Raw genomic sequence first — 23,131 nt, forward strand, 5'->3', positions numbered from 1 at the left:
ATACCCCTCGAAAAACAGGAAGAGTCATGACCGCGCCGCGCCCGTCGAAAACCCATATCGGCAACCACAAGCTCCATCCGGAGACGCTGATGCTGAGCTACGGCTTCGATCCGCAACTTTCGGAGGGCGCGGTCAAGCCGCCGGTGTTCCTGACCTCGACCTTCGTGTTCAAATCGGCGGAAGAGGGACGCGACTTCTTCGACTACACATCCGGCCGCAAGGAGCCGCCGAGCGGCACGGTGTCGGGCCTGGTCTATTCGCGCTTCAACCATCCCAACAGCGAGATCGTCGAGGATCGGCTGGCGGTCTATGAGGGGAGGGATGCCTGCATCCTGTTCTCATCCGGCATGTCGGCGATCGCCACGACGCTGCTCGCCTATGCCCGCCCGGGCGATGTCATCCTGCATTCGCAGCCGCTCTATGGCGGCACCGAGACGCTGCTCACGCGCACGCTTTCCGGATTCGGCATCGGCGCAGTCGGCTTTGCCGACGGTGTCGACGAGAAAGCGGTGCGCGCCGCGGCCGATGCCGCGGTGGCGAAGGGCCGTGTTTCGGTCATTTTGATCGAGACGCCATCGAACCCGACCAACAGCCTGGTCGACATTGCGCTGATCAAGACGATCGCCGACGAGATCGGTGCCGGGCAGCGCTCAAGGCCGATCATCGTCTGCGACAACACGCTGCTCGGTCCCGTCTTCCAGCGGCCGATCGAGCACGGCGCCGACGTCTCGGTCTATTCGCTGACCAAATATGTCGGCGGCCATTCCGACCTGATCGCGGGCGCGGCCATGGGCAGCAAGGCGGTCACCAAGCCGATCAAGGCGCTGCGTGGCGCGATCGGCACGCAGCTCGACCCGCATTCCTGCTGGATGCTCGGCCGTTCGCTTGAGACGCTGTCGATCCGCATGGAGCGGGCTAACGACAATGCGCGCCTGGTCGCCGAATTCCTGCGCGATCACGCCAAGGTCGAGAAGGTGCATTATCTGCCGTTCCTGGGCGAGGATACGCCGGCTGGCCGCACCTACAGGGCGCAATGCAGCGGCGCCGGCTCGACCTTCTCTTTCGACATCAGGGGCGGTGAGAAGGCGGCCTTCGCCTTCCTCAACGCCCTGCAGATCTTCAAGCTGGCGGTAAGCCTCGGCGGCACGGAATCGCTCGCCAGCCACCCGGCGGCGATGACCCACTCCGGCATTCCCTTCGACGTGCGACAGCGCATCGGGGTGCTCGAGACCACGGTCAGGCTGTCGATCGGCGTCGAACATCCGGACGATCTGATCGCCGACCTGACGCAGGCGCTGGCGGCGGTCTGACAGCCACTCTTCCGACTTTCGGAAAAGGGCGAGCGATCGCCTCTTTTGCTGCTTTCCCGGTCACAAAACCGTGTGCAGGGAAACATTGGACCGTCCAACCGTTCCAGTTGAGGCATGCGCGCGACGGGGGCTCGCGACGCATGCGACAGCCACGGAGGTCCTTAATGCGCACATATTCCATCTTGCCGGTACTTTCGGCGTTGGCCATTTCGACCGCTTTCTTCTTCGCGTCCCCGGCCATGGCCGAGGTGGTGAAGTACAAGGCGACGCTCGATGGCAGCCAACAGAGCCCGCCCGTAACCACCAAGGGCAAGGGCACCGCCACGCTCACCTTCGACACCACCAAGAAGAAGCTCAGCTGGAACGTGAAATATTCCGGCCTCAGCGGACCGGCTGTTGCAGCGCATATTCACGGCCCGGCGGCGATGGGTGCGAATGCCGCTCCCGTCATCCCGTTCAAAGGCAAGCTCAAGAGCCCGATCAAGGGGTCCGCGACGCTGACGGACGCACAGGCTGCCGACCTTGCGGCCGGCAATTATTATGTCAACGTCCACACCGCCGCCAACAAGGATGGCGAGATCCGCGGCCAGATCGAGGCAGCGAAGTAGCGAAAGCACTTCAAAAAGGGGCTGATATCAGCCCCTTTTTGAATCACGCCTTGTCGCGGATCTGAGTCAGCGTGCGCGTCGGCGTGATGGCTTCCGGATCGAGCCTGATTTCGACGATCGCCGGCTTGCCGCTGGCGCGGGCTCGCTCGAAGGCGGGCGCGAAATCAGCCGTCTTCTCGACTGTCTCGCCATGGCCGCCATAGGCGCGGGCCAGCGATGCGAAATCGGGGTTCTTGAGGCCGGTGGCGACGACACGGCCGGGATATTCGCGCTCCTGGTGCATGCGGATCGTGCCGTAGATGCCGTTGTTGACGACGATGACGACGATCGGCAGGTCATATTGCACGGCGGTGGCGAATTCCTGGCCGTTCATCAGGAAGCAGCCGTCGCCGGCAAAAGCGATCACGGTGCGCTCCGGGAACAGCGCCTTGGCGGCGACGGCGGCCGGGGTGCCATAGCCCATCGAACCCGATGTCGGCGCTGCTTGTGTGCCGAAGCGGCGGGAGCGGTGGAAGCGATGCACCCAGGTGGCGTAGTTGCCGGCGCCGTTGGTGAGAATGGCATCGTCGGGAAGTACCTTCTCCAGATAGTTCATGATCGGCCCCATCTGGACCGTGCCGGGGCCGGTTTCCGGTGGTGTCGACCATTCGAGATAGGCGGCGTGCAGTTTCGCCGGCTCGTCCTCCCAGCCTGGTGTCGCGGCCGGTCTGCGCTTGGCGAAAGCCTCGACGAAAGCCGAGGGCGAGGCGTTGATCGCCAGCGTCGGCCGATAGACGCGGCCGAGTTCGCCGGCATCGGCGTGAACATGGACCAGCGCCTGGTCGGGGTAGGGGCTTTTCAGCAAGGTGTAGTCCGAAGACGGCATTTCGCCCATGCGGCCGCCGATCAGCAGCACGAGGTCTGCCTGTTTGATGGCGTTGGCCAGTTTCGGATTGATGCCGATGCCGACATCGCCGGCATAGTTCGGGTGCAGATGATCGAACAGCATCTGCCGTCGGAAGGAACAGCCGACCGGCAGCGACCATGTCTCTGATATGGCGCGCATGTGCGCCACGGCTTCCTCATTCCAGCGCGTGCCGCCGAGAATGACGAACGGGCGCTTGGCGCCGTTAAGCAGCATCTCCAGCGCGTCGAGTTCGGCCGCGCCGGGATATGTCTCGACCGGCGTGTGGGGAAGTGCCTCCGGCGCCTCGACCACGCTGGTCAGCATGTCCTCGGGCAGCGAGATGACCACCGGGCCGGGACGTCCCGATGTCGCCACGGCGAAAGCGCGAGTGACCAATTCCGGGATGCGCGAGGCATCGTCGATCTCGACCACCCATTTGGCGATGTCGCCGAAGAACCTCTTATAGTCCACCTCCTGGAACGCCTCCCGTTCCTTGGCGTGGCTGGCGACCTGGCCGATGAACAGGATGAGCGGGACCGAATCCTGCATGGCGATGTGGATGCCGGCCGAGGCGTTGGTGGCGCCGGGGCCGCGGGTGACGAAGCAGATGCCGGGCTTGCCGGTCAGCCTGCCCTGGCAGTCCGCCATCATCGCCGCGCCACCTTCCTGGCGGCAGACGATGGTGCGGATCGCCGAGTCGTGCAGCGCGTCGAGCACCGCGAGATAGGATTCGCCCGGCACGCAGAACATGCGGTCGGTGCCGTTCGCTTCCAGCGCTTCGACGATCAGTTGTCCACCAGTCTTCATTTGCCTGATCTCTCCAGCTCAGCGAGGATTTCGTCGGTATGTTCGCCTAGGCGCGGCGAAGGGCGTTCATAGACCAGCGGCGTGCCCGACATCACCATCGGCGCGCGCACGGAAGGCAGACGGTTGCCATGGCCGTCGTCGAGGTCGAGCCGCATGCCGCGCGCGATCGTCTGCGGGTCGGCGAACATCTGGCCGATCGTGTTGATCGGGCTCGCCGGCACGCCGGCGGCTTCGAGCTTTGCCAGCAGCGGATCGCGATCAAGTATGCTCAGCGCCTCGATGATGCGCGCGCGCAGCTCGACCCGGTTGGCGACCCGGGCGGGGTTGGTGGCGAAGTCGGGATTGACGAACAGATCGTCCAGCCCTACGGCGGCACAGAATTTCTGGAATTGGCCGTCATTGCCGACCGCCAGGATGATGTGGCCGTCACGGACCGGCACCACCTCGTAAGGCGCGATGTTCATATGCGCATTGCCCATCTGCACCGGTGACTTGCCGGAGACGAGATAGTTGAGGTTCTGATTTCCGAGCGCCGAGATCTGCGTGTCGAACAGCGCCATGTCGATGTGCTGGCCTTGGCCGGTCTGGTCGGCCTGCCGCAGCGCGGCCTGGATGGCGATGACCGAATAAAGCCCGGTGAAGATGTCCGAGATGGCGACGCCGGCCTTTTGCGGTTCACGGCCGGGCTCGCCGGTGATCGACATCATGCCGGCCATGGCCTGGATGATGAAGTCGTAGCCGGCGCGTGGCGCATACGGGCCGTTCTGGCCAAACCCGGTGATCGAGCAATAGACGAGGCGCGGGTTGATCTGACGCAGGCTGTCATGGTCGAGCCCGTATTTCCTGAGCCCGCCGAGCTTGAAATTCTCGATCAGCACATCCGATGTGGCGACCAGCCGGCGGATGGTTTGCGCACCCTCAGGCGTCGAAAGGTCGATGGCGATGGAGCGCTTGCCGCGATTACAGGAATGGTAATAGGCGGCCGACAGGTTCTCGCCGTCATGGCTCATGACGAAGGGCGGGCCCCATTTGCGGGTGTCGTCGCCGCCGTCGGGGCTTTCGACCTTGATGACATCGGCGCCGAGATCGGCGAGCAACTGTCCAGCCCAGGGGCCGGCCAGGATGCGGGCGAGTTCGATGACGCGGACGCCTTTCAGCGGGGGTTCAGCCATAAATCACCATGATTGCGGCAATCACCGTGATTGCCGCGAGAGCAGAGGCTCTACCAAGACCGGCAAGGGCTGTCACGGCCCTTGCAATAGGCCAATCGGTCACGCCTTCAGGGCACCGTCGGCCCAAGCGGCGAAATCGTCCATGATGAGGTCGCGGTTCACCTCGTTCAGGCTTTCGTGGCGGGTGTCGGCGTAAACCTTTGAAACGAGATTCGAAAAGCCCATCCTGAGCATGCGGTTGGCAAGGTGGGTGATGCCCTTGCCGTAGTCCGAAGCGGGGTCTTTCTCGCCGCCGACGATCGCGACCGGAAGGTCGCGCCGCACGCTCGTGAACCCGGCATCCTTGCCGCCGTTCATCGCCATGGAGACCACATCGTGCCACATCGACACCGAGGCGTCCCAGCCGCACAGCGGATCGGCGATGTATTTCGCCACCTCGGCCTCGTCGCGCGACAACCAGTCGAACGGCGTGCGGTGGTTGGGCACCGCCTTGCCCCAGGCCTGGAAGGTGAGTTTCGGCAGCAGGCGCGATGGGACGTCGGAGCCCAGCCGCATCCGTTCCCAGGCAAGGATGCCGAGCGCTACCTGCCCAAGCCGCCCTTGCGAGAAGTTGCCGTTCCAGATCGCGGCGGCATGGACACGCGGCGAGTGGCTCAAAAGGTAGTTCAGCGCTATCGACGCGCCCATCGAATGACCGAAAAGGATGACCGGCAGATCAGGGCATTCGCTGGCGATCAGGTCATGGATGGTATCGACGTCGGCGATCACCTTGGCTGGGCCATCCTTGTCGGCGAACTTGCCGAGCGGCGCGTCGGGCGCCTTGGTCGCGCCATGGCCGCGATGATCGTGGACATAGGCGTGGAGGCCGCGCGCGGCCAGGAAATCGGCGAAACCGGCATAGCGCGCGGCGTGTTCGGCCAGTCCATGATTGATCTGGACGACGGCACGTGGCCGGCCATCGGCATGCCTGACGAGGAGATTGAGATCGGCCCCGGTCGGTGAGCGGACCATGCGTTGTTGACTGAAAGGCATGGCCGCCTGTTCTCTCCCCCATTTATCGTTGTTGGTTTTGTTTGCGCCGGCGCCGGTTGCGCGTCAATCCACAGCAACTGCTTTTGCGCGACGATGTTTCTTGCGTTTGGCCAGCAAAACATCGCAATTCTGACATGGAGACAGCTTCAGTCTGTCGCCCACTTTCTTCAGCCGGGGATTCTCATGCGAATTGGTGTTGTTTTCGGATTGGCCATGCTGGCGGTATCGCTGGCCGGCGCGGCACATGCCGACGTCAAGATGAGCGGCACTTTCGTCGCCGACGCTGCCTGTCCGGCAACGCAAGCCATCAAAAACGGCAAGAATCCCGGCAATGTCTCGACCGATGCCGGACAGAGCTACCAGCTGCTGGCCGGCAACAAGGACGCGCCGACACATTATCTGATCCTGGTGCCGGGTGCCGATCCGGAGCGCCGCTGGGTGAAGGTCAGTTGCGGCCATCTGTCGGGCAGCAGTGCCGCGACGGTGCCGGCTGCACCTGGCGGACAAGGCAAGCCCGCCGCCTCGGGCAAGCCCGAATATGTCTTCGCGCTGAGCTGGCAGCCGGCTTTTTGCGAGACCAAGTCGAACAAGACCGAATGCAAGGCGCAGAACCCGAACGAGTTCGATGCCACCAATTTCACCCTGCACGGCCTGTGGCCGCAGCCGAACGGCAATTTCTATTGCCAGGTGGCGGCCAACGACAAGGCCAACGACAATCCGGCTCACTGGAAGGACCTGCCGCCGGTCAATCTGGACGCTGGCACCCGCAAGGAGCTCGACCAGGTGATGCCGGGGACGGCCTCCCAGCTGGAACGGCATGAGTGGATCAAGCACGGCACCTGCTACGGCAAGAGCCAGCAGGAGTATTTTGCGGATGCGCTCAGCCTGATGCGGCAGGTCAACAGCTCGCCGGTGCGCGATCTCTTCGTCAAGAATATTGGCGGCAAGCTGACGGCGGACCAGATCCGCGGCGCCTTCGACACCGCGTTCGGCGCGGGAGCAGGCGACCGCGTGCGGGTGTCCTGCGTCATCGATCCCACGAGCGGCCGGCGGCTGATCGGCGAACTGACGCTTGGCCTTGCCGGCCCGATCGGCCCGAACGCTTCGCTCAAGGACCTGCTGCTGGCCTCGGTGCCGACCAACAAGGCCGGTTGCCCGACCGGCACCGTCGACGCGATCGGGTTCCAGTAAGCGCCGCCCGAACGGCCGTCGCCTGCCCGTGACCGGCGCTAGATTTGCCCCGACTTGGTCCAAGCGACCGCCATATCGGCCTCGGGGCCGCCTGGCTCGCCGACGACGCGATCACGCCCGGTCGACTTCGCCTTGTAGAGGCGCTGGTCGGCGAGCGCGAACAGATCGGCAAGGCAGCGGGTCGTTTCGCCGACGGTTGAAACCCCGGCGCTGACGGTCAGCTCGAAGCGGCTGGTGACGGCCGATGCCTTGACCGCGTAGCGGATGCTTTCGCCAAACAGCCTGGCGACCGAATGCGGGCGCGAACTCAGGACGGCGAATTCCTCGCCGCCGATCCTGAACACCTGGTCTTCGGCGCTGGCCACCTCGCGAAGCAGGGTCGCAACCGTCTTCAGCACCTTGTCGCCCTCGGCATGGCCGAAACGGTCGTTGATCGACTTGAAATGGTCGACATCGATGATCAGCAGGCTGAGCGGCCTCGCCGTGCGCAGGCTGATCTCGACCGCGGCTTCCCCGTCAGCATCGAAGCGGCCGCGATGCAGCAGGCCGGTCAGGCCGTCGCGGCCGACATGCTCGACCAGTGCTTCGTAGCGCTCGCGGTATGTCAGCGTCTGGAAAATATCGGTCAGCCCACGCGGCAGCGGAATGTCGCGCTCCTCGAACCATCTGAGGTAAGCCACGAGCATGCCGCTGAAGGCCAGGGCCGCGGCCATCTTGGCGAACCAGCCGCCGAGGAAGACATCGATCGGCGCGCCGGCAACGAAATGCAGCGCGGTGAAGAAACCCGCCTGGTCGAAGGTCAGCACGCAGGCGACGCAAATCAGGATGCGTGCGAACTGTGCCTCGCGCAGATACCGGCCAAGCTTTTCATAGATCAGGATGATGAGGATGGCGTCGATGAACAGCAGCGTCGTGCCCCACACCATCAGCCAGCCCATCTCGTCGATGAAGCCGATGTCGGGCAGCCGGCCATCGGGCAGCGGCGCTATGGCGTGCAGGCGCAAGAGCAGCACCAGCCCGATCATCAGCGCATTGCCGAGCAGCAGGCCGTAGATCGGCTGGCGTACGGTGGCGGCGTCCTCCTTCATGTAGAGCAGGAGGAGCATCACCAGCTTGCCCGAAAACAGCACCGCCGAGCCCGGCGAAACCATGCCGAATGGCAAGGCGACATAAAAGACGCTGGCGAGATAGGTTTCCAGGAAGTGCATGACGCCGAGCGCGCAGACGAAAACGCCCAGACCAATGCGCTTCCTGAAGCGAAAAAGCGTCACCATGACGCTGAAGTAGACGATCGCTTCGGCAAGGAGCAGGAAACTGTTCAGCAATGCCGTCGATCCGCTCTCTTTCCAGGAATCGCGGCCAGCCGGCGATTCCACCCCGATCCTCTTTTGACGCGGAAGGGTTAACCGGAGCTTTCAGCGGCTCGTTGCCGATGGAAAACTTCAGGAGGCGGCGCGCACTTAGTTCGTGTGGTCGGCTTGATCTGGCAAAAGCGATTGCCGTTCGCCGCCGCATCGCCTACATAGCGGCCAACCTCCATTCAAATCGACAATTCAGTCAGTTTCAGGGAAAGCGCGCGTGGCACGCCAGTTCATCTATCACATGTCCGGCCTGTCGAAGGCCTATGGCACCAAGAAGGTGCTCGATAACGTTCATCTGTCCTTCTACCCGGACGCCAAGATCGGCATTCTCGGGCCGAACGGCTCGGGCAAGTCGACGATCCTGCGCATCATGGCCGGGCTCGACAAGGAGTTCCAGGGCGAGGCATGGCTGGCCGAAGGCGCCACCGTCGGCTACCTGGCGCAGGAGCCGCATCTCGACAACTCCAAGACCGTGCGTGAAAACGTCATGGACGGCGTCGGCAGGAAGACCGCCATCATCGAGCGCTACAACGAGCTGATGATGAACTATTCCGACGAGACGGCGGACGAGTCCGCCAAGCTCCAGGACGAGATGGACCGGCTCAACCTTTGGGATCTCGACCAGCAGGTCGAGATGGCGATGGACGCGCTGCAATGTCCGCCGCCTGACTCCGAAGTCACCAACCTGTCGGGCGGCGAGCGCCGCCGCGTGGCGCTCTGCCGGCTGCTGCTCGAACAGCCCGACCTGCTGCTGCTCGACGAACCGACCAACCATCTCGACGCCGAGACCACGGCGTGGCTCGAAAAGCACCTGCGCGACTATCCGGGCTCGGTGCTGATCATCACCCACGACCGCTACTTCCTCGACAATGTCACCGGCTGGATCCTCGAACTCGACCGCGGCCGCGGCATTCCCTACGAGGGCAACTACACCAGATATCTCGACGCCAAGGCCAAGCGCCTGATCCAGGAAGGCCGCGAGGACGACGCCCGCCAGAAGTCGATCTGGCGCGAGCGCGAATGGATCCAGTCGAGCCCGAAGGCACGCCAGACCAAGTCGAAGGCGCGTATCAAGGCCTATGAGGAACTGGTCGAGCAGTCGCAGAACCGCAAGCCGACCGATACGCAGATCGTCATTCCCTCGAGCGAGCGCCTCGGCAATGTGGTCATCGAGGTCGAAGGCCTCAACAAGGGCTTTGACGACGAGCTTCTGATCGAGAACCTGTCGTTCCGGCTGCCGCCAGGCGGCATCGTCGGCGTCATCGGCCCGAACGGCGCCGGCAAGACGACGCTGTTCAAGATGTTTACCGGCCAGGAAAAGCCGGATGCAGGCACCGTGCGCATCGGCGAGACGGTCAAGCTGGGCTATGTCGACCAGAGCCGCGATGCACTGGATGGGAATAAGACCGTGTGGGAAGAAATCTCCGGCGGCGCCGAAATCATCAAGCTCGGCAAGCACGAGATCAACAGCCGCGCCTATTGCTCGTCCTTCAACTTCCGTGGCGGCGACCAGCAGCAGAAGGTCGGCAACCTCTCCGGCGGCCAGCGCAACCGCGTGCATCTGGCCAAGATGTTGAAGAATGGCGGCAACGTCCTGCTGCTCGACGAACCGACCAACGACCTCGACACCGAAACGCTGGGAGCGCTGGAAGACGCGCTCGAAGCCTATGCCGGCTGCGCCGTCATCATCAGCCACGATCGCATGTTCCTCGACCGCATGGCGACCCACATGCTGGCCTTCGAAGGCGATGCGCATGTCGAATGGTTCGAAGGCAATTTCGAGGAATATGAGAAGGACAAGCTGCGGCGCCTGGGCGCCGAAGCGGCGGCCCCGCACCGCATGACTCACAAGCGGCTGACGCGGTAGGGGACCATAGGGGCGGCGAATTCTCAAACCACATGAGGAGTTCAAATGGCTGACTGGTCCGCCGCCCAATATCTGAAATTCGAGGATGAGCGCACGCGGCCCGCGCGCGACCTGGCGGCACAGGTGCCGGTCGATTTCCCGCGCCGGGTCGTCGACATCGGCTGCGGACCGGGCAATTCCACCGAGCTCCTGGTCGAGCGCTGGCCGGATGCGCAGGTGAGCGGTTTCGACACCTCTCCCGACATGATCGAGAAGGCGAGGGCGCGCCTGCCCAATGTCAGCTTCGACCTCGCCGATGCTTCGACATGGCGGCCGGCCGAGCCGGTCAATGTCATCTTTGCCAATGCGGTGTTCCAGTGGCTGCCCGAGCACCCTTCGGTGTTTCAGCGGCTGATGGGCTTCCTCGCGCCCGGCGGTGCGCTGGCGATCCAGATGCCCGACAATATGGCCGAGGATTCGCATCGGCTGATGCGTGAGACCGCCGCCGAAATGCCGTTTGCGGCAAGGATAAAGGGCGCGGCGCGCGCGCCGCTGCCGCCGGTGTCGTTCTACTACGACCTGTTGTCGCCGCTCAGCGACCGGCTCGATATCTGGCACACCATCTACAATCATCCGCTGGCCGATGCCGAAGCGATCGTCGAGTGGGTCAAGGCGACCGGGCTGAAGCCGTTCCTCGATCCGCTGGAGGCGGAAGAGCGCAAGCTGTTCCTCGACAGCTACACGGCCAAGATCGCCAAGGCCTATCCCAGGACGGCAAACGGCAAGGTTTTGCTACGCTTCCCGCGAATTTTCATAGTCGCCAAAAGGGCCGGCTAGGAAAGAATTATCCACTTTTCTTGGGCCCTGACGCGGCCGCTTGACCCGGTTTGACCGCCATGCCAACTCATCGCGCGGGCGACGATGGCCCGCATGGCAGGGGGGAGTGATGACTTTGAAAAGATTGCTTTGCGGCGGTGGCGTATGCGCGGCGGCACTTCTGGCGTTTTCGGTTTCGGCCGAAGCCAAGCGGGCGCGCTGCTTCACCACGGATGACGGGTATTTTCCCTGCAGCTACCGCATGATCGACGATGCGGGCAGCTTCCGCATCTCGGCGCCGGGCTATCCGACCTATGTGCTGGAGATCGACGGGCCGGGTTTTGCCTATGGCTACGTCAATCTCGGCCGCCGCAACGTGCCGTTGCCGGGACAGTATGTGCGCAGCCGCGACGACGGCGCCTGCTGGAACAACCCGCAGACGAACACCAAGCTGTGCGCCTGGTGAAAGCGGGTCAGGCCGGCCTGAAACCTTGCTTTAAGCCGGCGTAAACCGGCCGGATGAGAAAAGTGTTGCGCCGAAGCGTTTCGGCGCCCACATGAAGCCGCAACGCCTGCGGATGGGACGGACTGAAACATGCATCGCGTCATCATCAGCGGCATCGGCGCTGAAATTCCTGAAGCTGTCATCACCAATGAAGAGCTGGTCGAGAGCTTCAACAGCTGGGTCGACACCGAGAACGCACGCCGCCAGGTCACCGGTGAGGCGCTGCTGCAGAAATCCGACAGCGACTTCATCGTTCATGCCTCGGGTGTGAAATCCCGTCATGTGATCGAGCGCGAAGGCATACTCGATCCAACCCGCATGGCGCCGCGCATTCCGGCGCGGCCCGACGATGCGCTGTCGCTGGAAGCGGAATTCGGCATCGCCTCGGCCAGGAAGGCGCTCGACCACGCCGGGCTTGAGCCGTCGCAGATCGACCTGATCATCTGCTCGGCTTCCCACCACCAGCGGCCCTATCCGGCGATCGCCATCGAAATGCAGGAAGCGCTGGGGACAAGGGGCGCGGGCTTCGACATGGGGCTTGGCTGTTCCTCCGCCGCCGCGGCCCTGCACATGGCCGTCAATCTGGTGCGCTCGGGCGCGCACAAGCGCATCCTGGTGACCACGCCGGAAATCATCACCGGCCATCTCAATTTCCGCGACCGGCAGACGCATTTCATCTTCGGCGACGCCTCGGTTTCGCTGGTGGTGGAGGGACTTGCCAAGGGCGACAAACGGCCGGGACGCTTCGAGGTGTTGGACACACGCATCTGGACGCAGATGTCGAACAACATCCGCACCAATCTCGGCTATCACACGCGCACCGCCCAGGACGATCCCTACATGATCAACCTGGAAGGCAATTTGATCAAGCAGGTCGGCAACAAGGTGTTCAAGGAAGTCACCGTCGCCGGCCAGAAGTTCATCGTCGAATTCCTGGCCGAGCACGGGCTGACCCCTCAGGCGGTCCGGCGCTTCTGGCTGCATCAGGCCAATGCGCGCATGAATGCCATGATCCTGAAGCTCTCCTTTGGCCACGACGTCGATCATGACCGTGCGCCGATGGTGCTGGAGCGGCTGGGCAACACCGCGGGCGCCGGGGCCATCGTGGCGCTGTCGGAGAACCATGCCGACATGAAGCCCGGCGATTTCGGCTTGATCTGCGCCTTCGGCGCGGGGTATTCGATAGGCGGCGCGCTCATCCGAATGCTCTAAGCAACGTCGCGGTGATGCCGGCCTGAAAGACCATTCGGACTTTCGTCCTCAGCGGGCCGCTTCGCGCCGTCTTCCACTCCGTTTCAACCTGACCTGACCCTCGCACAGCCTGTGTCGGGGGTATCTCAACTTGGAGCAACGCGATCCCGTTTCAGAAAGGAGAGTTCCAATGGCCGATGCACGATGCAGCTGCGGTGCCCTCACGCTCACGCTGACAGGCCCACCAAAGCTGGTTGTCGCCTGCCACTGTCTCGATTGCCAGCGCCGAACCGGCGCGCCCTTCGGCGTCGGCGCCTTTTATCCGGCTGATGCTGTCGCCATCTCTGGAACCGCGAAGGAATTCACCCGCGATGCGGCAAGCGGCGGCAAGGTCCGCAACTGCTTTTGTCCGAACTGCGGATCGACCGTCTGCTGGAGGGCCGACAGGCTGCCGTCAATGATCGGCGTCGCCGTCGGCGCGCTTTCGGATCCGAAATATCCTTCGCCAGCGCGGTCGATCTTCGAGCAGTCGAAACATGATTGGGTTCAAATCGGCGGCGCCGTCGACCATTTTCGGGAAAGCAGCGCGGCTAGAGCGTGTTTCACTTACATTGAAGCATATCCAGCGTTGACGAGATAGTTGGCGCATTCAGCGGGTTGAAAGCTTTCGAGGAGTGTTCCGATACGTCGCCATGTGGCCTCGACGGTCCGTTCTGAAGCCTTTCGCATGAGGTGCTTGAGCTTGGCGAAGACCTGCTCGATCGGGTTTAGGTCTGGACTGTAGGGTGGCAGGTAGAAAAGCTTGGCTCCGGCCGCGCGAATGGCACGACGAATGGCTTGCCCCTTGTGACTTCCAAGATTGTCCATGACGACGATGTCACCGGGCGAGAGCGTCGGCACGAGGAACTGCTCAACCCAGGCCGCAAAGCTTGCACCGTTGATGGGACCATCAATGACGCAGGGCGCGTCGATGCGCTCGCAGCGCAGCGCGGCCAGGAAGGTCAGCGTGCGCCATTTGCCATGCGGAGCCTTGGCGACCAATCGGTGCCCACGAGGCCCCCAGCCTCGTAGCGGCGCCATGTTGGTTTTTGCCCAGGTTTCGTCGATGAACACCAGGCGCCGTGGATCAAGCCTGCCTTGATACTTCCTCCATTGCGCCCGGCGCCGCGCAATCGCCGGCCTGTCCTGCTCGCTGGCGAACAGCGTTTTTTTTGAAGCTGAACCCGGCCTCCTTCAGCACCCGCCACACCGACACCGGGGCTGCCACGATGCCGCGCTCGGCAAGCTCCGCCGACAGCGCTCGCACGCTCACATGCGACTGTGAGGCTACCCGCTCCAGCAGCCACACGCGATGTGGCTCCAAATCCCGGCCGGATTGACGCCCCATGCGCAACGCCGATGCGCTTCCGCTCAATCGTTGGCGTTGCGACCACTTCACAACACTCGCCACGCTCACCCCGAACAATGCAGCCGTTTCCCGGCATGTCCGGCCAGCCGCAACCGCTGCCGCAACGCGCTCACGAAGATCGTTTGAATAGGGTCTTGGCATCCGATGCTGGCCTCCGCCCAGCCAGCATCTTGAATCACAAAATCACCTCGGCGTGAATCCCAACCGATTCAAATCAACAGCAACACGCTCTAGAAGATCGGACTAAGCGGCGCTCCAACGTGTCAGGCCGGTGTGAAGGGCACCAGCATCGGCACTCGCCGTGCGTAATCGTCATAGGCGGGGCCAAGTTCGCCGCGCAGGAAGCGTTCCTCGAGCCTTGCCTTCATGACGACGCCGATGATGAGCAGGGCCGCGCCGGCAACACCCCAGACCGTCCCCTTTGCCGCCATGGTGGCGAGCACCGCCAACAGCAGCCCCGTATAAATCGGATGCCGGACCAGGCCATAGGGGCCCGTGTCGACGATGCGATGGTCTGCCTTGGCAGTGACCGAGGCCGACCACAACCTGCCCAGATGAATGCGCGCCCACCACGAGAAGATCAGCCCGACGGCGATCAGGGCAATGCAAGCCCAGGCCTCTGCGAGGGTTGGGGTCCACAATCTCAACCTGCCTTCGTAGCCGTGCGCCGGAACGAACAGCAGGACGGTGCCGGCCAGCCAGAAGACACGATAGCGGGCCTCGGCCCTAATAGTGGCGCGTTTTTGAACTGGATCAGCCCACGCTGCGGCCGCAATCCACGTGAGCACCCAAATCAGCCAGAGCAGCGTGATTGCCGTCACCGGTCGCATGCCGAACCTCCGGTCCTTGTTTCATGCAGGTCGTTCTCCCAAAGCCGGGATCCATTTTTGAGCGACATGCATCCGAGCACCATGAAAGCGATCCGACGCGGCGGCAATGCGGCGCCAATTCCATTTCCGGTAAGAAGGTCGTGATCCTTGTCCTCACTCGCTGGAACAGCTGAACATCCATTGCACGCCATAGGCGTCGACCAGCATGCCGAAACTGCTTCCCCAATATTGCCGCGCCACGGGCACGGTGATGCGGCCGCCAGCGGCCATGCGTTGGAAAAGCTCCCGCATGGCGGCCAGATCGTCGAATTCCAGCATCATGGCGGAGCCTTTCATCGGCTCCGCATCGTCATTGTCGGAGGCATGAAACAGCACACCGGGACCTTCGAAGCGGGCATGCAGGATCTTTCCACGCATGGCTTCGGTGCGAACCGGCATTCCGTTGTCGCCCCAGCGCAACAGGATGGTTGCCCGGCCGAGCCCGCACTCTTCGTAGAAGGCCAGTGCCGGCTCGCAGTTGGTGGTGAAGAACAGCGAAGGGGAGAGCCGCATCCTGTCGTTCCCCATCGGTTCAGTGCGCCGCGGCGGTGACGGCGGCGACAAGCGCATCGCTCGTATATTGCCTGTCGCCGATGCCCCAGCCGCCGTCGGGCGCGTTGACGATGTTGATCCAGGTATTTTCGGGCTTGTGCTCCGGGACGCAGAGATCGGCGACAATCCCGGCGGCAGTGGTGATGAAGGCCTTGCGGGCTTCAACCGAGCCAAGGCCGATATTGGGTAATTTCAACTCCACCATGACGACAGGCCGGTTGGCACCGCCGGCATAGATGTGGCGGGACGGCAGGACATGGACCGTGCCGCCGACGATCGACGTGAGGAAGGAATTGCCCGTAGCGCCGGAGGCATCGATCAGGGCGTCGCTGAGGCGCGGCAGGATTTCGCGCTCTCCGGCCTCTGTCAGTACACCTTCCGGCGCGGTCACGGTGATTGGCATCTGGGCTCTCCTTGTCCTCGGGTTGCACGGCCTTGCTTGACGGATCGCCTTCCGGCTTGCCATGTTTCGTATCAATTGTTACGTTATGCGAGACAGGCGAGTCAACGGGTTTCGTATCGATCGCTATGGATAAATTGGAAAGGGCAAGGGGTGGTCGTCCCCGTGCGTTCGACCCCGACCGGGCACTGGATGCGGCGATGCACCTGTTCTGGGAGCATGGCTATGAGGCGACGTCGCTTGCCATGCTGCGTGAGGCGATGGGGCTGACGCCGCCGCAGATTTACAATGCTTTCACCGACAAGGAGACCTTGTTCCGCAAGGCGCTGACACGCTACCACGAGACCGAGATAGGGTTTGCGCTGGAGGCGCTGAGTGCGCCGGTACCGACGCGCGAGGCGATCCGGCGGTTGCTCATGGGGGCGGCGGAGGCCTATTCCAGGCCCGGCAAGCCGGGCGGATGCCTGTTCGTCAGCGGCGCGCTGGCGGCCTCGCCGCAGGCGCAAGGCATCGCGGATGAACTCAAGGCCTATCGCAAGGCGAGCGAGGCGGCGATCGCGCAGCGGCTGGCCAGGGGCAGGGCAGCGGGTGAACTGCCGCAAGAGCTCTCCGTCGAGAGTCTCGCCAAATACATTGCCGGCGTCATGAATGGCATGTCGATCCAGGCGCGCGACGGCGCATCGGCCGAAGAGTTGCGCCTTTTGGCCCAAACCGCTCTTGCGGCTCTGCCGGCTGAAGAGCAAAAACGGGAGGCATGATTCAAGGACGGAACGCCATGCTGGATCTCTTCCCCGAGGCCGAAAAGCCGGTCGAAATCATCCCGGCAAAGAAGCTTTCCGCCCGCGCGGCCGCGCTTTATGCCGCGCCGCCGGGTCATTTCCAGACACGCCCGGTGAAGGAATTGCGGCTGGGCTTCGACGGCATATGGGGCGATTTCCATGCCGGCGCGACGCGGCGTTCGGGAGGACGCGAACCCTGGTATCCGCGCGGCACCGAAATGCGCAACGAGCGGCAAGTGTCGATCGTGGCCGGGGATGAACTGGCCATTGTCGCCGAGCGGATGGGGCTGGCCGAGATCAGGCCGGAATGGATCGGCGCCAATCTGGTGATCGAAGGCGTGCCACATCTGTCGATGCTGCCGGCTGGCACGCTGCTGTTCTTCAAGGATGGTGTCACCCTCAAGGTCGACGCCCAGAACGGACCATGCCGCATCGCCGGGCGGTCAATTGCTCAAAATTCCGGGATGGCCGACATCGAAGCTGGCGCATTGTTGTTCCCGAAAGCGGCGAAGCGGCTGCGGGGCGTGGTCGCCTGGGTCGAGAAGCCGGGAACGATCAAGGCCGGCGAAGAGATTTCCGCGCGGGTGCCGGAGCAGTGGATCTATCGGGCCTGAGAGCAAGGGCTACGCCGCCCTTGGGCGGCGTAGCAAAAGTGCCGGGCCTCAGCCCTTGCGGTTCTTGTTGGCGCCTTGCGCCATGACGGACACGTGGTCCCACCTGTCCCAGGTGGCGAGGCGGTTGGCGTATTCCTGGCGGATCATCGGCAGGCCGCCATCGCCGAAGAACACGCGCAGCGGCGGCTCGGCGGCGTCGACGATGGCCAGCATCGCCGGGCCGGTCGCCTCGGGATCGCCGGCGACCGAGTTGGCGCGGCGCTCGGCCATCTTGGCACGGGCAGGCGCATAGGCCTCGATGGGCTTGGAGACCTTGGCGGAGGCGCCGGACCAGTCGGTGGAAAAGCCACCCGGCTCGACCAGCGTGACATGAATGCCGAACTCCGCGACCTCGATGCTGAGTGACTGGCTGAAGGCTTCCAGCGCCCATTTCGAGGCGTGGTAGAGGCCGAGCGAGGCAAAGGCATTGACGCCGCCGATCGACGAGATCTGGATGATGTGGCCGGACCTCTGCGACCGCATGATCGGCAGGGCTGCCTGCGTGACCCAGAGCGCGCCGAACACATTGGTTTCGATCTGGTCGCGGGCTTCCTGTTCGCTGACTTCCTCGATGGCGCCGAAATGGCCATAGCCGGCATTGTTGATGACCACGTCGAGCCGGCCGAAGCGCTTGTGCGCCTCGGCGATGGCGGCGTCGACAGCTTTCTTGTCGGTGACGTCCAGCTTTATCGCGGCAATGTTGTCACCATATTTCTCGACCAGATCGGCGAGCGTGCCGGCGTCACGGGCGGTCGCGGCAACGCGGTCGCCACGCGCCAATGCGGCCTCGGCCCAGACGCGGCCAAAACCCTTCGACGATCCGGTGATGAACCAAACCTTTGATGTCATGATGTGGGATCCTTGCCCCTGAGGGCGCGATTTTAGCGAAAGCGGAGGCTTCTCCGCTTTCGCGCATATACAGTCTGTCCCCTGATTTTCCAGAGGCGAGGGGAAATCTTTTTGAACAGGACGGCCCGGTATCAGGGATATTTCACGGGGCTCGACCACGCCGGATGATCGTGCTTTCGCCAATAGAGCGCCATCAGCCGGCTGGTGACGGGTCCGACCTTGCCATCGGCGATGGCCGCGCCGTCGATCCGCGTCACCGGCATGATGCCGCCGGCGGTCGAGGTGATGAAGACCTCGTCGGCCGCCTTTAGCGCGGCGACGCTGATATCGGCAGCCTCGGCGGTGAGCCCTTCCTCGCCACAGAGATCGAAAACGGTGCGGCGGGTGATGCCGGGCAGCACGCCGATGGCCGGCGTCGACAGTCTCCCATCCTTGACGCAGAAGACGTTGAAGCCCGGGCCCTCGGCGACATTGCCGTTGAAGTCGAGAATGAGCGCGGTCTCGGCGTCGCGGTCATAGGCATCGTAGAGGCCGCGCACCAGGTCGAGCCAGTGATAGTTCTTGATCGCGGGATCGATCGAAGCCGGCGGGATACGCACCTTGTCGCTGATGGCGACGTGCAGGCCGCGCCGCAACTGCTCGGCATTGGCGACCGAGCCGAACTGGACCGCGAAAGCCATGAAGCGGTTGATCGCCTGGCGCGGATCGCGGCTGAAGGTCGGCGAGGCGCCGCGAGTGCACAGCATCTCGACATAGGCGGCGCGATGGCCCGACAACGCGACGCAATTGTGCAGGATCTCGGCCACGCCTTCGCGATCGAAGGGGATCGTCATGCGCAGCTTTTCGAGTCCGCCGAAGAAGCGGTCGAGATGCAGGTCAAGCCGGAAGAAGCGGCCGTCCCAGACATGCACCGTATCGTAGGTGGCGTCCGAGTGCAGAAATCCCCAATCCAGCACCGACACCTTAGCCTGCGACATCGGCAGGTACTGACCATCGAGGAAAGCGATGCCATCGGGATAGGAATGCGGGTCGACATGGCGATCGCCAACCAGCGGCAGTCGCGCCGGGTCCTCTGTTGCCTTCGTCCGGGTCATCGCGGCCTCCTCTCGCACAAGGCGGATCTGCAGGCTATCGGCGCCGGACAGAAGCGATAGAGCCAGCCATCAGGCGCTGTTCGTCCTCCATGATCTGGCCGATACACCGGATTGGAGTTGCCCTATGATCCGGCAGCTTGGAATGGGAGGGGATATGGTCAGGCTTGGGACCGTCATCGCAACCATGATGATTTTCGCCGTGGCGGGCGAAGCCAGTGCGCAATGCGTAAAACAAGGCGACGAACTCTGCCCTGGCCGGTGATGCCGGCGCCGACTGGTCGATCGCCATGACGATCAGGGACGATGGCGCATCGATCGATTATCCGTCACTCGGCTGCGGCGGGTCGCTGTCGCAGACGTCGCGGGATGAGACATCCGCTGAGTTCCATGAAAGCATCACTTACGGCCAGGACAAATGCATCGATGGCGGCGACATCACCGTCCGGGTTTTCAAGGGGAACCTGTCCTGGACCTGGGTGGGCCAGGCTGACGGCCAGCCCTACAATGCGGTTGCCGTGCTGAAGCGAAAATAAACAGACCCTGCCGCCTCACTCATCCTCGTCGTCGGCGTCGAGCAGGCGTGTCGCCCGCCAGCGGGTGAGTACCATGTTGGTCTGCTCGATGACGAAGAAGCGTGCGGAGTCGCGGTCATAGCCCTCGGCCAGCAGTTTTTCGTAATCGGTGTGCATGTGGCGGATGTGGGCGATCGTCGCCAGCCACACCGCGATCGTCGGCGGCAAGGTCTTCATATGCACCGAGCCGGCGTCAGCGCGGATCTTTTCCATGTCGGCGTAAGGCGCCAGCGGCAGGAGCGCCGTCAGTGCCTTGGCGATGGCGCGGCGGCGGCCGGTCGGCGCCGTCATCGCTCCTCGCGCCCTTCCATGGTCGCCTCCGGTACGGCGTCGGTCGAGGCGAAGTAAGGCTTGATGTCGATGACCGGGGTGCCGTCGAGCGCATCGATGGCGTCGATATCGATACGCCCGGCGGCGATATCGAGCCCGACAAGTTTTGCCACATGCAGGCCGATCGGGTTCGGCCGGGCAGGGGAGCGCAGGCCGAATACGCCTTTTGCTTCAGCCGCATGGCGCGGTTTCTGAACAATCAGATTCCGCGGCGCGTGATGCAGCCAGGACAGGATGACGACGTGGCTGGCGCGCTCAAGGCCCTGCAAGCCGCCGCGATAGGGCGCGTCGATGGTCAGCACCGCCGGCCGGCCGGCTTCGCGGGCCGCGCGCATGTTTTTCGGGCAGGTCTCGCGTGTGGTCCATGGCGAGGCGATGCGGCCAATGAAGACGACGCCGCCATCCGCGGGCATTGCAGCCGGGTCCTGTTCCAGCCTCTGCTCACCTTCGCGCGCCTCGAACATCTCACGCGGTGCGGTCATTCTGCCATCTCTGTGTTGGTGCCAGTCCCAAGACCGCTACACGTTTTTGGGCGATATGCACCGGGAAATCACGCATGCGGCATTTTCTTGTCCGGAAGCGACATAGCGCTTGCAAGGTTTTGAAAATCGACATAAACATATGTTTATATCTTTTTCAAATCTGATGCGCTGAAAGAAAAGAGAATACGCGGATGCATGTCTCGCTCGACACCATGGTGGATACGCTGAAGGCGGCGGCCGAATCCAGCCGCCTGCGCATATTGGCACTGTTGTCGCGCGGCGACCTCACCGTTTCCGATCTTACCGAAATTCTCGGCCAGTCGCAGCCGCGCGTCTCGCGGCACCTGAAGCTCTTGCTGGAGGCCGGGCTGATCGGCCGTTACCAGGAGGGGTCGTGGGCTTTCTTCCGCCTGTCGGATGCCGATTCCGCGCGGGACTTTGTCATGGGGCTGGTTTCCAGCATTCGCGGCGCCGATCCGCAGGTCGAGCGCGATCTCGAGCGCCTGGCCTCGGTCAAGCGCAAGCGGCAGGACCGGGCGGCGGAGTATTTTTCCGTGAATGCCGCAAGCTGGGACCATATCCGCTCGCTGCATGTGCCGGATCGTGCGGTCGAGGCCGCGATGCTGAAGCTGGTCGGCAAGCGGCCGTTCCAGTCGATGCTGGACCTCGGCACCGGCACCGGCCGGCTGCTCGAAATCTTCTCGCCGCTCTACCGGCGCGGCGTCGGCATCGACATGTCGCGCGAAATGCTGACCGTTGCGCGCGCCAATCTCGACAAGGCCGGCGTTTCCAACGCGCAGGTGCGGCAGGGCGATATCTTCTCGCCGCCGGTGGAGCGTGACGCCTTCGATCTCGTCACCATCCACCAGGTGCTGCACTATCTCGACGATCCCGCCCGCGCCATCCACGAAGCAGCGCGGCTGTTGCGCCCGTCGGGCCGGCTGGTCATCGTCGACTTCGCGCCGCACACGCTGGAATTCCTGCGTGACGAGCACGCGCATGTCAGGCTCGGCTTTTCCGACCGGCAGATCGGCGAGTGGTTTGCCGAGGCGGGCCTCGATCTCGAGGATGCCCAGGAGTTCGAGCCGCGGGGCGGCAACGAGGCCAGGCTCACAGTCAAGCTGTGGCTTGGCCGCGACCGGCGCCTGCTGATCGCCGATCCTGCCAATGACAGCCAGCAGAGCAAAGTAAGTTCGATAGGGGAAATCGCCTGATGAACCAGTTCCGCTTTTCCCGCCGCCCCGACATTGGCGACAAGGTCCGGGTTTCCTTCGAATTCTTCCCGCCCAAGAACGACGAGATGGAGGCGCGCCTCTGGGATACGGTCACGCGGCTGGAGCCGCTGAAGCCGAAATTCGTTTCGGTGACCTACGGCGCCGGCGGCTCGACGCGCGAGCGCACGGCGCGCACCATCAGCCGTATCCTGAACGAGACGAACCTCACGCCGGCCGCGCACATGACCTGCGTCGACGCGGCCCGCCATCAGGTGGACGCCGTGATCCAGGAATTCGCCGATATGGGCGTGAAGCGCTTCGTCGCCTTGCGCGGCGATCCGGCCGCTGGCGTGGGCACCGCCTATCGCCCGCATCCGGACGGCTATGCCAACGGTGCGGAACTGGTGGGAGCGCTGAAGGACGCCGGCGATTTCGACATTTCGGTCTCGGCCTATCCGGAGAAGCATCCGGAAAGTCCTGACTTCGCCACCGATATCGACATGCTGAAGCGCAAGGTCGACAATGGCGCGACACGGGCGATCACCCAGTTCTTCTTCGACAATGATCTCTACGAGCGCTATGTCGAGCGCGCGCGCCGCGCCGGCATCTACATCCCGATCGTGCCCGGCATCCTGCCGGTGCACAATTTCACCCAGGTCGCCAATTTCTCGGCGCGCTGCGGCGCGCTGGTGCCGGCATGGCTGGCGGAGCGCTTCGACGGCCTGCAGAACGACCCGCAGACCCATGCGCTGGTGGCATCGGCGGTCGCCGCCGAGCAAGTGCTGGACCTGGTCGAGCGCGGCGTCGGCGACTTCCACTTCTACACGATGAACCGCGCCGACCTCGTCTTTGCCATCTGCCACATGATCGGCATCCGCTCGCACGAGGCGGAGGTGGCGGGTTCGGCTGCCGCGTGAGGCAGGGCCAAAAGCAAAAGGCCGGGTAAAACCCGGCCTTTCGAATTGCTTGGACTATCTGGTGCTGGTCTTCCCCGTTTTGGCGGGTTCAGGGAAGGACGCCCATAATGAGGGCGCCGATGAAAGCAAACGCAGCACAAATCATCAATGCGTTGATTGGCCTCGTAAGTCCCATGACATAGCCTCCTCTTAAAGAGCTATGCCTAGGAGTCTAGGTTCATTTGTGCCACAGGCAAGCGGAAAATGTGCTGCATTGCGACGTAATTGCCAGATTTGCGACGTCGGTT

25 protein-coding genes are annotated in these 23,131 nt (G+C 63.4%); 13 read left to right on the top strand and 12 right to left on the bottom strand.

Features of this window, described 5'->3' with window-relative positions; all coding sequences use genetic code 11:
• Positions 1-26 precede the first annotated feature (26 nt).
• Positions 27-1,310: a cystathionine gamma-synthase family protein gene (locus EB815_RS18210; RefSeq protein ID WP_056571972.1), complete on the top strand. Its 1,284-nt coding sequence runs from the start codon at positions 27-29 to the stop codon at positions 1,308-1,310.
• A gap of 164 nt (positions 1,311-1,474) precedes the next feature.
• Positions 1,475-1,918 carry a CHRD domain-containing protein gene (locus tag EB815_RS18215; protein WP_056571975.1) on the top strand — a complete coding sequence of 148 codons (444 nt, stop codon included), beginning with the start codon at positions 1,475-1,477 and terminating at the stop codon, positions 1,916-1,918.
• A 43-nt stretch (positions 1,919-1,961) separates the two neighbouring features.
• Here EB815_RS18215 and EB815_RS18220 read toward each other — a convergent pair whose 3' ends face one another.
• The 3 genes from EB815_RS18220 to EB815_RS18230 all read right to left on the bottom strand — a co-directional run bounded on the left by EB815_RS18220 (position 1,962) and on the right by EB815_RS18230 (position 5,815).
• Positions 1,962-3,611 (bottom strand): thiamine pyrophosphate-binding protein, encoded by a 1,650-nt coding sequence (locus EB815_RS18220; RefSeq protein WP_056571978.1) that lies wholly within the window; start codon positions 3,609-3,611, stop codon positions 1,962-1,964.
• Positions 3,608-4,783 (bottom strand): CaiB/BaiF CoA transferase family protein, encoded by a 1,176-nt coding sequence (locus EB815_RS18225; protein WP_056571980.1) that lies wholly within the window; start codon positions 4,781-4,783, stop codon positions 3,608-3,610. Before EB815_RS18225 ends, EB815_RS18220 begins: the two co-directional genes overlap by 4 nt.
• A 99-nt stretch (positions 4,784-4,882) precedes the next feature.
• Positions 4,883-5,815 carry an alpha/beta fold hydrolase gene (locus EB815_RS18230; RefSeq protein WP_056571982.1) on the bottom strand — a complete coding sequence of 311 codons (933 nt, stop codon included), beginning with the start codon at positions 5,813-5,815 and terminating at the stop codon, positions 4,883-4,885.
• Positions 5,816-5,998: 183 nt separating this feature from the next.
• On the opposite strand from EB815_RS18230, the gene EB815_RS18235 reads away from it, so the two are divergent.
• Positions 5,999-7,006, top strand: a complete 1,008-nt coding sequence (locus EB815_RS18235; protein WP_056571983.1) for a ribonuclease T2 family protein — start codon at positions 5,999-6,001, stop codon at positions 7,004-7,006.
• A 38-nt stretch (positions 7,007-7,044) separates the two neighbouring features.
• On the opposite strand, the gene EB815_RS18240 is transcribed toward EB815_RS18235, so the two are convergent.
• A complete protein-coding gene (locus tag EB815_RS18240; RefSeq protein ID WP_081294913.1) occupies positions 7,045-8,331 on the bottom strand; it encodes a GGDEF domain-containing protein in 1,287 nt (428 codons plus the stop codon).
• A gap of 253 nt (positions 8,332-8,584) precedes the next feature.
• On the opposite strand from EB815_RS18240, the gene ettA reads away from it, so the two are divergent.
• From ettA to EB815_RS18265, 5 genes are all read left to right on the top strand, one after another.
• Positions 8,585-10,234, top strand: coding sequence for an energy-dependent translational throttle protein EttA (gene ettA, locus EB815_RS18245; RefSeq protein WP_056571985.1), 1,650 nt, complete (start codon positions 8,585-8,587; stop codon positions 10,232-10,234).
• A gap of 45 nt (positions 10,235-10,279) precedes the next feature.
• Positions 10,280-11,050 carry a trans-aconitate 2-methyltransferase gene (tam, locus tag EB815_RS18250; protein ID WP_056571987.1) on the top strand — a complete coding sequence of 257 codons (771 nt, stop codon included), beginning with the start codon at positions 10,280-10,282 and terminating at the stop codon, positions 11,048-11,050.
• Between the two features lie 109 nt (positions 11,051-11,159).
• Positions 11,160-11,495, top strand: coding sequence for a hypothetical protein (locus EB815_RS18255; protein ID WP_056571989.1), 336 nt, complete (start codon positions 11,160-11,162; stop codon positions 11,493-11,495).
• 129 nt (positions 11,496-11,624) lie between these two features.
• Complete coding sequence (locus tag EB815_RS18260) at positions 11,625-12,746, top strand: beta-ketoacyl-ACP synthase III (protein ID WP_056571991.1); 1,122 nt, start codon at positions 11,625-11,627, stop codon at positions 12,744-12,746.
• 169 nt (positions 12,747-12,915) lie between these two features.
• On the top strand, positions 12,916-13,365 hold the full coding sequence (locus tag EB815_RS18265) for a GFA family protein (RefSeq protein ID WP_056571993.1): 450 nt from the start codon (positions 12,916-12,918) through the stop codon (positions 13,363-13,365).
• On the opposite strand, the gene EB815_RS18270 is transcribed toward EB815_RS18265, so the two are convergent.
• From EB815_RS18270 to EB815_RS18285, 4 genes are all read right to left on the bottom strand, one after another.
• A protein-coding gene (locus EB815_RS18270) for an IS630 family transposase (RefSeq protein WP_156394344.1) occupies positions 13,332-14,274 on the bottom strand; the annotation gives its coding sequence in 2 pieces (ribosomal slippage) (positions 13,332-13,937 and positions 13,939-14,274; 942 coding nt in all). The two genes, EB815_RS18265 and EB815_RS18270, sit on opposite strands and share 34 nt — an antisense overlap.
• Positions 14,275-14,396: 122 nt before the next feature.
• Positions 14,397-14,963, bottom strand: coding sequence for a methyltransferase family protein (locus EB815_RS18275; RefSeq protein WP_056573369.1), 567 nt, complete (start codon positions 14,961-14,963; stop codon positions 14,397-14,399).
• Positions 14,964-15,116: 153 nt separating this feature from the next.
• Positions 15,117-15,515, bottom strand: a complete 399-nt coding sequence (locus tag EB815_RS18280; RefSeq protein WP_056573540.1) for a VOC family protein — start codon at positions 15,513-15,515, stop codon at positions 15,117-15,119.
• 19 nt (positions 15,516-15,534) lie between these two features.
• Positions 15,535-15,957, bottom strand: a complete 423-nt coding sequence (locus EB815_RS18285) for a hypothetical protein (protein WP_056573365.1) — start codon at positions 15,955-15,957, stop codon at positions 15,535-15,537.
• A gap of 197 nt (positions 15,958-16,154) precedes the next feature.
• Here EB815_RS18285 and EB815_RS18290 point away from each other — a divergent pair, with 197 nt between their 5' ends.
• Both EB815_RS18290 and EB815_RS18295 read left to right on the top strand, forming a co-directional pair.
• Positions 16,155-16,712, top strand: coding sequence for a TetR/AcrR family transcriptional regulator (locus EB815_RS18290; RefSeq protein ID WP_244494106.1), 558 nt, complete (start codon positions 16,155-16,157; stop codon positions 16,710-16,712).
• A gap of 17 nt (positions 16,713-16,729) precedes the next feature.
• Positions 16,730-17,347, top strand: coding sequence for an MOSC domain-containing protein (locus tag EB815_RS18295; RefSeq protein ID WP_056573358.1), 618 nt, complete (start codon positions 16,730-16,732; stop codon positions 17,345-17,347).
• Positions 17,348-17,395: 48 nt separating this feature from the next.
• Here EB815_RS18295 and EB815_RS18300 read toward each other — a convergent pair whose 3' ends face one another.
• Entirely contained in the window at positions 17,396-18,235 is an 840-nt protein-coding gene (locus EB815_RS18300; RefSeq protein WP_056573356.1) for an SDR family oxidoreductase, read from the bottom strand.
• A gap of 131 nt (positions 18,236-18,366) precedes the next feature.
• Positions 18,367-19,329, bottom strand: a complete 963-nt coding sequence (locus EB815_RS18305) for a D-amino acid aminotransferase (protein ID WP_056573352.1) — start codon at positions 19,327-19,329, stop codon at positions 18,367-18,369.
• A 287-nt stretch (positions 19,330-19,616) separates the two neighbouring features.
• Here EB815_RS18305 and EB815_RS33630 point away from each other — a divergent pair, with 287 nt between their 5' ends.
• Positions 19,617-19,862, top strand: a complete 246-nt coding sequence (locus tag EB815_RS33630; RefSeq protein WP_244494105.1) for a hypothetical protein — start codon at positions 19,617-19,619, stop codon at positions 19,860-19,862.
• Between the two features lie 15 nt (positions 19,863-19,877).
• On the opposite strand, the gene EB815_RS18315 is transcribed toward EB815_RS33630, so the two are convergent.
• Both EB815_RS18315 and tsaA read right to left on the bottom strand, forming a co-directional pair.
• A complete protein-coding gene (locus EB815_RS18315) occupies positions 19,878-20,192 on the bottom strand; it encodes a DUF2293 domain-containing protein (RefSeq protein ID WP_056573349.1) in 315 nt (104 codons plus the stop codon).
• Positions 20,189-20,713: a tRNA (N6-threonylcarbamoyladenosine(37)-N6)-methyltransferase TrmO gene (tsaA, locus tag EB815_RS18320; RefSeq protein ID WP_081295086.1), complete on the bottom strand. Its 525-nt coding sequence runs from the start codon at positions 20,711-20,713 to the stop codon at positions 20,189-20,191. Before tsaA ends, EB815_RS18315 begins: the two co-directional genes overlap by 4 nt.
• A 191-nt stretch (positions 20,714-20,904) precedes the next feature.
• Between tsaA and EB815_RS18325 the strand changes: the two genes are divergently transcribed.
• Positions 20,905-21,927, top strand: a complete 1,023-nt coding sequence (locus EB815_RS18325; protein WP_056573343.1) for an ArsR/SmtB family transcription factor — start codon at positions 20,905-20,907, stop codon at positions 21,925-21,927.
• The gene (gene metF, locus EB815_RS18330) at positions 21,927-22,844 is read left to right on the top strand and encodes a methylenetetrahydrofolate reductase [NAD(P)H] (protein ID WP_056573340.1); all 918 of its coding nucleotides are present in this window, start codon (positions 21,927-21,929) and stop codon (positions 22,842-22,844) included. Before EB815_RS18325 ends, metF begins: the two co-directional genes overlap by 1 nt.
• The last annotated feature ends 287 nt before the right edge of the window (positions 22,845-23,131 follow it).

It is taken from the genome of Mesorhizobium loti (assembly GCF_013170705.1).
Classification (GTDB): domain Bacteria; phylum Pseudomonadota; class Alphaproteobacteria; order Rhizobiales; family Rhizobiaceae; genus Mesorhizobium; species Mesorhizobium loti_D.

Coding starts and splice junctions, on each gene's coding strand:
- EB815_RS18305 (WP_056573352.1), bottom strand. CDS start 19,329: ATGACCCGGACGAAGGCAACAGAGGACCCGGCGCGACTGCCGCTGGTT.
- EB815_RS18255 (WP_056571989.1), top strand. CDS start 11,160: ATGACTTTGAAAAGATTGCTTTGCGGCGGTGGCGTATGCGCGGCGGCA.
- EB815_RS18260 (WP_056571991.1), top strand. CDS start 11,625: ATGCATCGCGTCATCATCAGCGGCATCGGCGCTGAAATTCCTGAAGCT.
- EB815_RS18235 (WP_056571983.1), top strand. CDS start 5,999: ATGCGAATTGGTGTTGTTTTCGGATTGGCCATGCTGGCGGTATCGCTG.
- EB815_RS18210 (WP_056571972.1), top strand. CDS start 27: ATGACCGCGCCGCGCCCGTCGAAAACCCATATCGGCAACCACAAGCTC.
- EB815_RS18280 (WP_056573540.1), bottom strand. CDS start 15,515: ATGCGGCTCTCCCCTTCGCTGTTCTTCACCACCAACTGCGAGCCGGCA.
- tam (WP_056571987.1), top strand. CDS start 10,280: ATGGCTGACTGGTCCGCCGCCCAATATCTGAAATTCGAGGATGAGCGC.
- EB815_RS18275 (WP_056573369.1), bottom strand. CDS start 14,963: ATGCGACCGGTGACGGCAATCACGCTGCTCTGGCTGATTTGGGTGCTC.
- EB815_RS18230 (WP_056571982.1), bottom strand. CDS start 5,815: ATGCCTTTCAGTCAACAACGCATGGTCCGCTCACCGACCGGGGCCGAT.
- EB815_RS18215 (WP_056571975.1), top strand. CDS start 1,475: ATGCGCACATATTCCATCTTGCCGGTACTTTCGGCGTTGGCCATTTCG.
- EB815_RS33630 (WP_244494105.1), top strand. CDS start 19,617: ATGACGATCAGGGACGATGGCGCATCGATCGATTATCCGTCACTCGGC.
- tsaA (WP_081295086.1), bottom strand. CDS start 20,713: ATGACCGCACCGCGTGAGATGTTCGAGGCGCGCGAAGGTGAGCAGAGG.
- EB815_RS18295 (WP_056573358.1), top strand. CDS start 16,730: ATGCTGGATCTCTTCCCCGAGGCCGAAAAGCCGGTCGAAATCATCCCG.
- EB815_RS18225 (WP_056571980.1), bottom strand. CDS start 4,783: ATGGCTGAACCCCCGCTGAAAGGCGTCCGCGTCATCGAACTCGCCCGC.
- EB815_RS18265 (WP_056571993.1), top strand. CDS start 12,916: ATGGCCGATGCACGATGCAGCTGCGGTGCCCTCACGCTCACGCTGACA.
- EB815_RS18285 (WP_056573365.1), bottom strand. CDS start 15,957: ATGCCAATCACCGTGACCGCGCCGGAAGGTGTACTGACAGAGGCCGGA.
- metF (WP_056573340.1), top strand. CDS start 21,927: ATGAACCAGTTCCGCTTTTCCCGCCGCCCCGACATTGGCGACAAGGTC.
- EB815_RS18325 (WP_056573343.1), top strand. CDS start 20,905: ATGCATGTCTCGCTCGACACCATGGTGGATACGCTGAAGGCGGCGGCC.
- EB815_RS18300 (WP_056573356.1), bottom strand. CDS start 18,235: ATGACATCAAAGGTTTGGTTCATCACCGGATCGTCGAAGGGTTTTGGC.
- EB815_RS18315 (WP_056573349.1), bottom strand. CDS start 20,192: ATGACGGCGCCGACCGGCCGCCGCCGCGCCATCGCCAAGGCACTGACG.
- EB815_RS18220 (WP_056571978.1), bottom strand. CDS start 3,611: ATGAAGACTGGTGGACAACTGATCGTCGAAGCGCTGGAAGCGAACGGC.
- EB815_RS18290 (WP_244494106.1), top strand. CDS start 16,155: ATGCACCTGTTCTGGGAGCATGGCTATGAGGCGACGTCGCTTGCCATG.